Here is a 10,933-nt window from a genome sequence, read left to right as displayed (position 1 = left end):
TCGTCGAAAAAATAGAACAAAATGGACAAAAATAGGTCGGATCATAGAAATCCGACCTATTTTGTCAACGGTCTGAAGCCATGGCAGACGCCATGGCTTTTTCATATTACTTGTCCAAAAATGAAGAAAGCATCCAAATTTGCTTATCAATTTCCTCTGTCAGGGCGATATAAAGGTCAGCGGTAGAATGGTCTGATTTGTCTTCCGCCAGTTCTATGGTATGCTGAATTTCATCGCGGATTTGACGGTAATCGCTGACAAGTGCGGAAACCATTTCTTCGGCCGTTTTTTCGGATCCGTTTTCCTCGATTGTGCCGTGGTCAAGGTATTCTTTCATTGTGGCGAGCGGCTGTCCGCCGATGGCCAGCAAACGTTCCGCGACCACATCTGCTGTTTCTGCGGCATGGTTGTAAAGCTCTTCGAATTTTTCATGAAGGGTAAAGAACTGCGGCCCTTTTACATACCAGTGAAAACGGTGAAGCTTCGTGTAGAGGATGAACCAGTTGGACAAATTTGTATTCATTGAGTTTTCAAGTACAGGATTTTGCTGTTTTAATTGTTGAGAGATCATGTGATATTTCCTCCTCGTGTTTTTCATTTGTTAATTATATTATAACAAATACAAAATTAAAATCAATACTAAATTATAATTATTTTAAATAACCTTTTTTAAACAAATTTTTTATGACCGCGTGTTCCCAAATCCGCCATGGCAGAGCGTTGTGGAGGAGGATCAGGAGGCGGACGCCCCTGCCGATCGGATAGCGCAGTCTGTTCAGCCGCTTTTTTACCGCGAGGCGGCAGATCAGGTCAGCCACATCATCAGGGTTTCCGTAATGTTTGCGGCCAGCCGCAATATAGGCGGAGATCCGCTCAAAATATGTACTGTACCGTGATTCAGCTTCAGGAGCAGTGACTTGGGCGGCAAACGATGTCTCCCAAATCGCCGTCTGATACGATCCCGGCTGGACGACGGCCACATCGATCCCGAATGGGCGGAGTTCGAGGCGGAGGCTTTCTGAAAAGCCTTCAACCGCATGCTTTGATGAAGCATATGCCGAGAAAGCGGGGAAAGCGATTCGCCCGCTGATGCTGCTCAAATTAATGATTTTGGCGCCGCCGTGTTTCTTCATATAAGGTAGGACCGCTTTCGTTACCGCCATCAGGCCGAAAACATTTGTCTCATACTGTTTTCTGTAGTCGTCAAGAGAGAGCTCTTCAGCAAATCCGCCGTATGCCGTTCCTGCATTATTGACGAGAACGTCTATCTGTCCGTACCGTTTCAGCTCATCGGTAAATGATGAAATCGATTGTTCGTTTGTGACGTCTAGTTCAGCGACGGCAATCGATGAATCGATTGAAAGCTCGGCTATGCGGTTCCGCAAAGCTTCCGCTTTTTCTGGATGGCGCGCCGTTGCGATGACGAAATGAGTGCCGGCGAGTTTTAAAGCGGTCAATAAACCAAATCCGCTCGTCGCGCCTGTTACGATGGCGATTTTATTATTCAATGAGTTTCCTCCATTCAAAATTTTGGCTTGTTGACAAAAAAAGGCTTGTCAGCGGCAGTTTATCATTGATAAAATTTAAAAAGTGCTAAAAGACCTATTTTTTATAAAAACGCAAGAGAGAAAGAAGGCAGGGTGACACGATGAATGTTAAACGATCCCTCCTGTTCATTATTGTACTATGTCTGACGCTGTTTTTTCATAGCTCGGCTCAAGCAGGAGAAAAAAACAAACCGGAAATTAAAAGCGTTTCCGCCATATTGATCGATGGGAAATCGGGGCAGGTCCTCTATGAAAAAAACAGCCGCAAAAAAATGTACCCGGCCAGCATTACAAAAATTTCCACGGCGATTTATGCAATAGAAAACGGAAATTTAGAAGATCGTGTGAAAGTCAGCAAAAATGCCGCTCAAACGGAAGGATCAAGCGTATATCTGGAAGCGGGGGAGTCGGTTCCATTAAAACGGCTGCTCCAAGGGCTTTTGATGAATTCGGGAAATGACGCAGGAACGGCGATCGCCGAACATGTCAGCGGAAGCGTGAAACAGTTTGCGGATGATGTGAACGCGTTTATTGCTGAGCATGCCGGAGTGCATGACACTCATTTTGTGAATCCTCACGGACTGTTTGACAAAAATCATTATACGACGTCCGCCGACATGGCGAGAATTACCCAGTACGCCATGAAAAACAAAACGTTTCGAGCGCTTTTTTCAGAAAAGCAAACGGCTTGGCACGGACAGACGTGGGACACGATGCTGAAAAACCATCACCGAATGCTGACAGGTGAGATTCCTTACAAAGGAATAACCGGCGGCAAAACAGGGTTTGTGGATGAATCAAAGCATACCCTTGTCACGACGGCAACGCGGGGCAGCCTTGATTTAATCGCCGTCGTCATGAAGGCCGATAGCAAGAAAATGATGTACAGCGATACAAAAACGCTTCTGGATGAAGGATTTCACAATTACGAGACACAAGAACTCAAAAAGGGAGAGGCGTTTACCGACCAGAACGGGACGAGCCATGAGCTGAAAAACCCTTTATACGTGACGAAAAAGAAAGGCGAAGCCCTGAGTGAAAATGTAGACAGCGACGGAATCCTTAACATTAAAGGGGAGGACGGCAGGCTGCTTCAGGCTTTGCAAATCGCAGAACCTTTCAGCGCGGAAATAGCAAGCGGCACAGGTGGTGTTCACGGCCAGCCGCAAAGTAAAGGCGGATTGTTTTTATTTGTGTTCGGCCTAATCGGTTTATTGACGGCCAGCTATGCGGTCAAACGGATGAGGCAGCTGTAATATGATTAGGGAAGAGGCGCGCCGGCTCACAAGCCGGCCGTTTTTTATTTGCCCTGAAAAGGCAAATTTATCTTATAATGGAAACAAGCCAATGAAAGGGGACGGGAATAATGACATTTCATCAACTTAAAGATACGTGGGATCTCGAGGTTTTCTTTAAAGGCGGGAGCGGCTCCGCCGAGTTCCGTCAATATTTAAATGAGATTAAAGCACTGCTTTCAACTTTTAAACGCTCTGCCGAGGCTCTTACCGTTTCAAAAAGCAGCCTTGATGAATTGAAAGAAACCTTGGCGCTTTTTGAAACAATTGATGTTAAAATCCGCGAAGCAGACGCTTTTGTCGGATGTCTCCAAGCCCAGGACACCGCGGATTTAAAGGCGAATGCCCTTAATTTTGAAGTCACCCAGCTCGCTGCCGATGCGCAGAAGGCGCTGGTCGTGCTTGACAGCAAATTTGCCGTTGTCCCAAATGAAGAATGGGAAGCGCTTCTACAAGATGAAGGCCTTTCCGATATCGCTTATATTTTGAATGAAAGAAGGGAGCGGGTAACGGAAAAGCTTAGTTCCGAACAGGAAACATTGATTCAAGGCTTGTCTGTTGACGGATATCATGCCTGGGGCGATATGTACGACAGCATCGTCGACCAAATTCAAATTCCGTATGAAGAAGATGGCGAGACGAAAATTTTGTCTGTCGGACAAGCGCAGAACCTGACATCTAAACCTGACAGAAAGATCCGCCGCTCCGTATCGGAAAATTTGGACCACGGCTGGGAACAGCACGCTGATTTGCTCAGCAGCACGCTGAATCACCTCGCCGGTTTCAGACTGAACGTCTATGAGGCAAGAGGCTGGGACAATGTATTGAAAGAACCGCTGAACATCAACCGCATGAAGCAGGAAACCCTTGATGTCATGTGGCAGGTCATCATTGATCATAAAAAGCCGTTTGCAGACTATCTTTCCCGGAAGGCGTCTGTGCTCGGGCTGATTAAACTGAGCTGGTATGACGTCGAAGCGCCGCTCGGTTCAGCGGCAAAGGAATATTCGTATCAAGAGGCAGCCGCTTTTATTACCGGGCAGTTTAAAACGTTTGGAAAAAAGCTCTCCTCCTTTGCCGAAAAAGCGCTCAGAGACAGATGGGTTGAAGCTGAGGACAGGGGAGGCAAACGCCCGGGCGGCTTTTGCGCCAATTTTCCTGACAGCGGGGAATCGAGAATATTTATGACATTTGCAGGAAGCCAGTCAAACGTGTCCACGCTGGCGCATGAGCTTGGCCATGCCTTTCATCAGGAATCCATGCTGGACGTCAGGCCGCTGAACAGGGCGTACGCGATGAACGTGGCGGAAACAGCGTCCACTTTTGCAGAAATGATCGTGGCTGATGCGGCATTAAAACAAGCCGGTTCAGACGAAGAAAAACTCGTCCTTCTGGAAGATAAGGTTCAGCGAAGCGTCGCCTTTTTTATGAACATTCACGCAAGATTCCTATTTGAAACCCGCTTTTACGATGAACGAAAAAACGGCGTCGTATCCGCCGGAAGGCTGAACGAGCTGATGGAAGAAGCTCAGAAAGAAGCGTTTTGCGGAGCGCTTGGCGAGTATCATCCGTACTTTTGGGCATCAAAGCTTCATTTTTATATTACGTCTATCCCGTTCTACAATTTTCCTTATACGTTCGGCTACTTGTTTTCACTTGGCATTTACGCGCAAGCGCTGAAAGAGGGAGCGGCATTTGAAGAAAAATATATTGCGCTCTTAAAAGATACAGCCTCCATGTCTGTTGAGGAACTGGCGATGAAGCATCTCGGCGCCGATCTGACAAAGCGGGATTTTTGGGAAGCGGCCATTCAGCCGGCTGTCCGCGATGCAGAAGCATTGTTAGCGATGATATAAAGCCTTCCGCTAAGAGATTGAATGAGTTTCCGCAAAGTGGACATAGCTAAGGATAATGTGCATAGAGGAGTTGAACGGTATGAACCTATTTCGGATGGCCGTTATCGCTCTTGTCATGATCCTAGTGACCGGCTGCCGTTCAATAGCGGAAGAACATGCTGAAGGTAAGGAGGCCGTTCCCGATAACGCCCCTGTTTCAGATGTGGAAAGCGTGCCTTACGCTGCATTTGCATTGGAAGTGAACTATGGCCGTGGAAAGCACAATACGTTTGAAGCCGTATACGACAAACAGGAGCGGGAAAAAGCATCGATTAAAGACCGCCTGAACGGAGCGAACCGCGAAGGGGAAGAAGCTTTAAACGAAATGAAAATGGTTTTAAGCGAACTTTCGATCGCCAAATCCGATTCAAAGCAGGACGTGATCAGCAATGTGCTTGAGGCTTTCAATCTTGATGAGCGATATGACCGGTTTCATCTGCGGGTGAAATGGCCGGATGGTACGTCAAGAATCTATCACGGAAAATAAGCAAAAGAGCATTTCCAACGGAGGAAATGCTCTTTTTTGCTTACGATTTTAAAAAGTATTTTTCGATGTCATCAAGGAACAGATACGCTGCTTTGACACCGCCGGCCGTCGTCCAGATCGCATCGTCGACTTCGTGGGCGTTTCCGGTTTTTACAGCGTTCAATTTTTTCCAAAGCGGATCGCTTGTCCAATCGTTTTGCCATGTTTCTGCGTCTTTTTTGCTTTCCACAGGTTTATATGTGAAATAGAACAGGACATCTCCGTCCATCTCAGGAATCGATTCCTTGTTTTCCGTCATAAAAGCAAACTTATCGTCTTGTTTTGCAAACAGCTTTTCCTGTTTTTCAGGGAAATTGAAGCCCAGTTGCTGCAAAATGATCCCAGGGAATGAATCTTTATAATAAATTCTTGATTGGCCGGCCATAAATCTGACAACTGAGACCTGCTTCTTCTTTTGTTCGCCGAGTTTATCGCTTAATTCGCTGACTTTTTTATCGAAATCTTTTAAAATTTCTTTGCCTTTCTCCTCTTTATTTACAGCTTTTGCATAGAGGGAAAAGTTGTCCTTCCATTCGCCGCGGAGCGTTTCAGAGAAAACGGTCGGAGCGATTTTTTCCAGCTTGTCGTAGATTTTTTCTTGTCTCATTTTATTGCCGATGATTAAATCTGGCTTCAGTTCGGCAATCGCCTCAATGTTTGGCTCGCCTTCAAGACCAACCACTTTGACGCCTTTCATGTCATTTTTAATATGATTATACCAAGGATCGCCTGTCCAGGATTTAACTGCGCCCACTGGCTTAATTCCCAATTTCAGCAACGCTTCTGTTCCTTCATTTGTCAGTACGACAACCCTTTTTGGATTGGCCGGGATCTGATCCTCTGTACCCATAGCGTGTTTAACGGTTATCACCTTTTTATTGTCTTCGCCTTTTGAAGAGTCTTCTTTACCGCCGCTGCATGCCGCAAGAAGTGAAATCGCTAACATAGCGATGAAACCAAGCATTGTCCGTTTTTTCATGTTTGTCCTCCTCAGAATGTTGTTGTTCAACATGATCATAATTTTCAGCAGGAATTTTGTCAATTGTTAATTGAAAATGATTTTCAAGATCAGTGATATCTGATACAATAACCGTAGATGTTTCGAGTCAAACTAGGAGAATTTTAATCTATGCTCTTAAGAACGAATAAATATAGAACAATCGTACTGCTGTCCTTTATTTTGCTTTTGATTGCCGCACTTTGCGCAAGTGTCGTATACGGCTATACGAATACGTCGTGGTCTGTGGCTTATAAGGCGTTCACCGATTTCAGCGGATCCAATGAACATCTTGTGCTGAGAAATGTGCGTCTGCCGCGCGCGCTGATTGCCGCAACTGTGGGGGCTTCCCTCGGGGTTGCCGGGGCATTGATGCAAGCGATGACTAAAAATCCTCTGGCGGAACCCGGTATATTCGGTATCAACGCCGGAGCCGGCTTTTTTGTTGTGTGCTCTCTGTTTTTCTTTCATGTCGGCTCGCTTCAGGCGATCGCCTGGATCTCGTTTTTGGGGGCTGCCGCTACCGCTTTAATCGTCTATTTTGTCGGTTCCCTTGGCAGGGAAGGTTTGACTCCGGTGAAGCTGACGCTTGCGGGGGCAGCGATGTCAGCAATGTTTTCATCGCTGACTCAAGGGTTGCTTTCTGTTAATGAGGCGGCGCTCGAACAGGCGCTGTTTTGGCTCGCCGGCTCTGTCCAGGGACGCGACCTGAGCCTATTGACGACCGTCCTTCCATATATCGTTCCGGCATTCATCATCAGCTTTCTGCTTGGATCTAAAATCAATGTCTTAACGATGGGGGAAGATGTGGCCAAAAGCCTCGGCCAGAAAACATGGCTGATCAAAGCGCTGATGGCGTTGGCGATTATCCTGCTTGCCGGCGGTTCTGTCGCTGTTGCCGGACCGATCGTCTTCGTCGGGCTTGTCATACCGCATTTTGCGAAATTTATTGTCGGCAATGACCACCGCTGGATACTTCCGTATTGTGCCGTACTGGGCGCAATATTGCTTGTCTTCGCTGATATCGGCGCCAGATACCTGATTATGCCTGAAGAGGTGCCGGTCGGCGTCATGACGGCCATCATCGGAACACCCCTCTTTGTGTATGTTGCGAGAAGGGGGTTCCAAAATTGAAGAATTATCGCAAACTGAGGATTGGAAAAGGAAGCATCTCATTTTTAATCGGACGAAAGGCGTTGCTTTCATTCATCATCTTAGCGCTGCTGACAGCTTGTGCAATCGTCTTTAGCGCCGGTATCGGCGAGCGTTTTATTTATCCGGGTGAAGTCGCGAAAACATTTCTCGGCCTGGGAAATCCGGCGGATGAGCTGATCATCATGTCTTTCAGAATGCCGCGGATTTTGGTGGCTTTGTTTGCGGGAATCTGTCTGGCGGCAGCCGGCTCGATCCTGCAAGGGCTCATCCGCAACCCGCTTGCTTCCCCTGACATCATCGGTGTGACGGGTGGGGCATCTGTCGCTGTTGTCTTGTTTTTAATGCTGTTTTCAGATAAAAGCAATGCGCTGATCGTCAGCATCAGCTGGCTCCCTGTCGCCGCATTTGTCGGCGCGGCGCTTGCCGGAATGATCGTCTATTTTCTGTCCTATAAAAACGGCGCCTCAACCTTTCGGCTCGTGCTGATCGGGATTGGTTTTTCAATGCTTGCCAAGTCCTTGACGACATTGTTTATGATCAAAGGACCGATATACAGAACATCTCAGGCAAACGTTTGGATTACCGGATCAGTATATGGTTCCAACTGGCAGGATGTGAATATTTTAATCCCGGTTGCGCTTGTCCTCCTGCTGATTTGCGTCATCTCCGCCAGAAACGTCAACATTCAGACGCTCGGCGAGGAGCTTGCGACAGGCGTGGGAAGCTCTGTTCAGCGGAATCGCTTTTTGCTCCTGCTTTTGAGCACCGCTTTTGCCGGAATCGCCGTCGCGTTTTCTGGAACGATCGGATTTGTCGGTTTGATGGCCCCGCATATCGCAAGAAGGCTTGTCGGTTCATCATTCGGCGCCCTCTTGCCGGTTGCCGCGCTGATCGGAGGATTGCTTGTGCTGATTGCCGACATCATCGGACGCACGCTTTTTTCTCCCGTTGAAGTGCCTGCCGGTGTGTTTACTGCAGCGATAGGCGCCCCTTACTTTATCTACTTGCTGTATAAAAGCAGAAACCAATAAAAGGAGAGATTTCATTTATGAGTGCCATTTCAACAGAAACGTTAAGCTTAGGTTATGGAGAAACAATCATTATTGATGAGTTAAACTTAACGATCCCAAAAGGTGAAATCACCGTATTTATCGGCAGCAACGGCTGCGGTAAGTCGACTCTCCTTCGGTCTCTCGCACGTTTAATGAAGCCAAAGGGCGGTTCAGTGCTTCTCGAAGGCAGCTCCATCGCCAAACTTCCGACGAAAGAAGTGGCAAAGGAGCTGGCCATTCTGCCTCAAGGCCCTTCGGCTCCGGAAGGCCTGACCGTTCTCCAGCTCGTTAAGCAGGGGCGGTATCCTTATCAAAACTGGCTGAAGCAATGGTCGGCGGAAGATGAAGAGGCCGTGCAAAAGGCTTTGAAAGCGACAAGAATGGAAGAACTGGCCGAGCGCACAGTCGATTCCTTGTCCGGAGGCCAGCGGCAGCGCGCCTGGATCGCGATGACGCTCGCTCAGGAAACGGATATCATTTTACTGGATGAACCGACGACATACTTGGATATGACGCATCAAATTGAAATTCTGGACCTTTTGTTTGAATTAAATGAACACGAAAAGCGCACGATCGTGATGGTGCTGCACGATTTGAACCTTGCCTGCCGCTACGCCCACCACCTCGTCGCGATTAAAGACAAAAAGATATATGCCGAAGGCCGGCCTGAATCCATTATCAACTGCAAGCTTGTGCAGGACGTTTTTGAAATGGACTGCGAAGTGACGAAAGATCCGCTTTTCGGAACCCCGCACTGCATTCCGTACGGAAGAGGAAGATGCATCGTCCAGCAGGTGGTTCAGTCCCATGCTTAATTTAACAAAAGAGGAGCTTGAGTCATTGCTTCGTTTTCGCCTAGGAACGAAGCAGACCGGCTCCTTATTCTCTGTTAAAGGAAACATGCTCCTTGATGAGGATTTTTTAGAACGTTATGTAGAAGATATGAAAGACAGGCTGAACGCTCCGAATCAAAAAGTTGCGGCTTCGATGCTCGTCAAGCGCAGCGGGATGCTTGCTGCGCTGCATTTCTATCTGTTTACGGTTTGCGGAAAACGCTTGCCAGCCGCTCCCGCTTCCGTATCGTGGGAGATAGAAGCCGATGATCAAGGGTGGACGCCGTCGTTTTATTTTCACAAAGGTGCTGAGCTTATCGAAGCGGATCGCACCGAAGAACTGAAAAAATTGACCGAGGATATCTTCAGGCGCCATCTTGGCGCCCTGATCGCGGCCTGTCGGCGGACATTTTTGATTTCAAAGCATATTCTTTGGGAAAATATTGCGGTTTATCTGTATTGGATGTATGACACGCTTCTGGAAGATCCGAAGCTCAAGGCGCGGGCGGCGCAAGATTTTCATTTTCTTCTTTATGAAGCTGAGCCCGGCCTTTTTGAAGAAGGGGCTGACGAAAACCCTCTCAAAAGGTTTTATCCCAGACAGGACGCGGAGGATCGGACACGCACGACTTGCTGTCTGTATTATGCAACAGACAAAAACGGCGTCAAATGCAGGACATGCCCGAGAAATAAACGTAAAGAAAGGGTGTCGTGAGTGGAAAAACTAAAGGAGCAGCTGGACGGACTTGTTGAGAAATATACGGAACTGCTTTTAGGCGAAACGGACGAAGAACTGAAAGAACAGGTGAAGATGTGGATCATCTACAGCCATATCGCCAAAAGCATGCCGCCCCTCGCCAAGCATTGGAACGGAGCTTATCCGGATGCGAAGCAGGAGATAAAAGAAGTCATCCGCCAGATTAAAGAACGAAATGAAGCGCACCGAGCGGCTAATCAAAAAAAATAAGCAGGGAGACTCCTCTGCTTATTTTTTGTTTATTGGTTTTGCTGATATGGCGACTGGTCTTGCAATGTAGAATGGAATTGCTGATAAGACTGCTGGATTTTCTGGGCATCTTCTGCCTCCACCTTGTACCATCCGTTTTGAAACATCACCTGGTACAATCTGCGCTGTACGTTTTGCGCCTCGTTAAACAGCGGCTGAACGGCCTGGTAAAGCGATTCATGGCTTAATTCATTAAGCGCTGTCGAGTATGCTGCCGTCATGTATTTTTCAGTTGTCAGCAGTTCGTTGACAAAATCCCTGTCATTCATCGCGCTCGTTTTCGGGACAGGGGTTTCCTGATTGCCGATTTTCTGTTGGTTTTGCTGATTCATCATTGACCTCCTATTGCATGTATGCCGACGGGTTTTGCGTTTGATTTTGACGAAGCTGCTCCAATATCACATTGTAATGGTGATGGTGCATTTGTCCAACCCTGTCGAGTTCTGTTTTAAGAGACTGATCCTGGCATTGATCCGCCATAAAATGCGCTTTTTTCATCGCGAGCAAGTTCCAGTTCAGCATATCCTGCAAATACAGATGATCCTTTGTTGAAATGACCGGCGGCGGTGTTGTCATTCCTTGCTGTTGCTGCATGCGTCTGCCTCCTTTTAGCGTTTATTTTTAGAT

At 47.4% G+C, this 10,933-nt stretch carries 13 protein-coding genes; 8 read left to right on the top strand and 5 right to left on the bottom strand.

Going from position 1 to position 10,933, the window contains the following annotated elements:
* Positions 1 to 106: 106 nt before the first annotated feature.
* Positions 107 to 571, bottom strand: coding sequence for a Dps family protein (locus QMZ64_RS15485; RefSeq protein WP_043927172.1), 465 nt, complete (start codon positions 569 to 571; stop codon positions 107 to 109).
* A 79-nt stretch (positions 572 to 650) separates the two neighbouring features.
* On the bottom strand, positions 651 to 1,508 hold the full coding sequence (locus QMZ64_RS15480) for an oxidoreductase (protein WP_265625706.1): 858 nt from the start codon (positions 1,506 to 1,508) through the stop codon (positions 651 to 653).
* A 140-nt stretch (positions 1,509 to 1,648) separates the two neighbouring features.
* Here QMZ64_RS15480 and QMZ64_RS15475 point away from each other — a divergent pair, with 140 nt between their 5' ends.
* From QMZ64_RS15475 to QMZ64_RS15465, 3 genes are all read left to right on the top strand, one after another.
* Positions 1,649 to 2,803 (top strand): D-alanyl-D-alanine carboxypeptidase family protein, encoded by a 1,155-nt coding sequence (locus QMZ64_RS15475; protein WP_265625708.1) that lies wholly within the window; start codon positions 1,649 to 1,651, stop codon positions 2,801 to 2,803.
* Positions 2,804 to 2,913: 110 nt separating this feature from the next.
* Positions 2,914 to 4,698: a M3 family oligoendopeptidase gene (locus QMZ64_RS15470; protein WP_265625709.1), complete on the top strand. Its 1,785-nt coding sequence runs from the start codon at positions 2,914 to 2,916 to the stop codon at positions 4,696 to 4,698.
* A gap of 79 nt (positions 4,699 to 4,777) precedes the next feature.
* Entirely contained in the window at positions 4,778 to 5,224 is a 447-nt protein-coding gene (locus tag QMZ64_RS15465; protein WP_243942244.1) for a YusW family protein, read from the top strand.
* Between the two features lie 40 nt (positions 5,225 to 5,264).
* Here QMZ64_RS15465 and QMZ64_RS15460 read toward each other — a convergent pair whose 3' ends face one another.
* Positions 5,265 to 6,242, bottom strand: a complete 978-nt coding sequence (locus tag QMZ64_RS15460) for an ABC transporter substrate-binding protein (RefSeq protein ID WP_265625710.1) — start codon at positions 6,240 to 6,242, stop codon at positions 5,265 to 5,267.
* Positions 6,243 to 6,392: 150 nt separating this feature from the next.
* Between QMZ64_RS15460 and QMZ64_RS15455 the strand changes: the two genes are divergently transcribed.
* Genes QMZ64_RS15455 through QMZ64_RS15435 form a run of 5 tightly spaced genes read left to right on the top strand, consistent with a single transcriptional unit; the run spans position 6,393 to position 10,267 of the window.
* Positions 6,393 to 7,394 (top strand): FecCD family ABC transporter permease, encoded by a 1,002-nt coding sequence (locus QMZ64_RS15455; RefSeq protein WP_243942248.1) that lies wholly within the window; start codon positions 6,393 to 6,395, stop codon positions 7,392 to 7,394.
* Positions 7,391 to 8,446: a FecCD family ABC transporter permease gene (locus QMZ64_RS15450; RefSeq protein ID WP_265625711.1), complete on the top strand. Its 1,056-nt coding sequence runs from the start codon at positions 7,391 to 7,393 to the stop codon at positions 8,444 to 8,446. Before QMZ64_RS15455 ends, QMZ64_RS15450 begins: the two co-directional genes overlap by 4 nt.
* A gap of 17 nt (positions 8,447 to 8,463) precedes the next feature.
* Positions 8,464 to 9,282, top strand: coding sequence for an ABC transporter ATP-binding protein (locus tag QMZ64_RS15445; RefSeq protein WP_020452888.1), 819 nt, complete (start codon positions 8,464 to 8,466; stop codon positions 9,280 to 9,282).
* Positions 9,275 to 10,015, top strand: coding sequence for an IucA/IucC family C-terminal-domain containing protein (locus QMZ64_RS15440; RefSeq protein WP_265625712.1), 741 nt, complete (start codon positions 9,275 to 9,277; stop codon positions 10,013 to 10,015). Before QMZ64_RS15445 ends, QMZ64_RS15440 begins: the two co-directional genes overlap by 8 nt.
* Complete coding sequence (locus QMZ64_RS15435; protein WP_020452886.1) at positions 10,016 to 10,267, top strand: YusU family protein; 252 nt, start codon at positions 10,016 to 10,018, stop codon at positions 10,265 to 10,267. It abuts the gene before it with no gap.
* 29 nt (positions 10,268 to 10,296) lie between these two features.
* Here the strand turns inward: QMZ64_RS15435 and QMZ64_RS15430 are convergent, their stop codons facing one another.
* Entirely contained in the window at positions 10,297 to 10,638 is a 342-nt protein-coding gene (locus tag QMZ64_RS15430; protein ID WP_009329552.1) for a spore coat protein, read from the bottom strand.
* A gap of 10 nt (positions 10,639 to 10,648) precedes the next feature.
* Positions 10,649 to 10,900, bottom strand: a complete 252-nt coding sequence (locus QMZ64_RS15425) for a hypothetical protein (RefSeq protein WP_023856221.1) — start codon at positions 10,898 to 10,900, stop codon at positions 10,649 to 10,651.
* Positions 10,901 to 10,933 lie beyond the last annotated feature (33 nt).

This window comes from Bacillus sp. LB7 (assembly GCF_030449715.1).
Classification (GTDB): domain Bacteria; phylum Bacillota; class Bacilli; order Bacillales; family Bacillaceae; genus Bacillus; species Bacillus paralicheniformis.
This window is presented reverse-complemented; position numbering and strand designations above follow the sequence as displayed.

Excerpts from the sequence above, each read along its gene's own strand:
- QMZ64_RS15485 (WP_043927172.1), bottom strand. The coding sequence starts at position 571 with ATGATCTCTCAACAATTAAAACAGCAAAATCCTGTACTTGAAAACTCA.
- QMZ64_RS15475 (WP_265625708.1), top strand. The coding sequence starts at position 1,649 with ATGAATGTTAAACGATCCCTCCTGTTCATTATTGTACTATGTCTGACG.
- QMZ64_RS15470 (WP_265625709.1), top strand. The coding sequence starts at position 2,914 with ATGACATTTCATCAACTTAAAGATACGTGGGATCTCGAGGTTTTCTTT.
- QMZ64_RS15465 (WP_243942244.1), top strand. The coding sequence starts at position 4,778 with ATGAACCTATTTCGGATGGCCGTTATCGCTCTTGTCATGATCCTAGTG.
- QMZ64_RS15460 (WP_265625710.1), bottom strand. The coding sequence starts at position 6,242 with ATGAAAAAACGGACAATGCTTGGTTTCATCGCTATGTTAGCGATTTCA.
- QMZ64_RS15455 (WP_243942248.1), top strand. The coding sequence starts at position 6,393 with ATGCTCTTAAGAACGAATAAATATAGAACAATCGTACTGCTGTCCTTT.
- QMZ64_RS15445 (WP_020452888.1), top strand. The coding sequence starts at position 8,464 with ATGAGTGCCATTTCAACAGAAACGTTAAGCTTAGGTTATGGAGAAACA.
- QMZ64_RS15440 (WP_265625712.1), top strand. The coding sequence starts at position 9,275 with ATGCTTAATTTAACAAAAGAGGAGCTTGAGTCATTGCTTCGTTTTCGC.
- QMZ64_RS15430 (WP_009329552.1), bottom strand. The coding sequence starts at position 10,638 with ATGAATCAGCAAAACCAACAGAAAATCGGCAATCAGGAAACCCCTGTC.
- QMZ64_RS15425 (WP_023856221.1), bottom strand. The coding sequence starts at position 10,900 with ATGCAGCAACAGCAAGGAATGACAACACCGCCGCCGGTCATTTCAACA.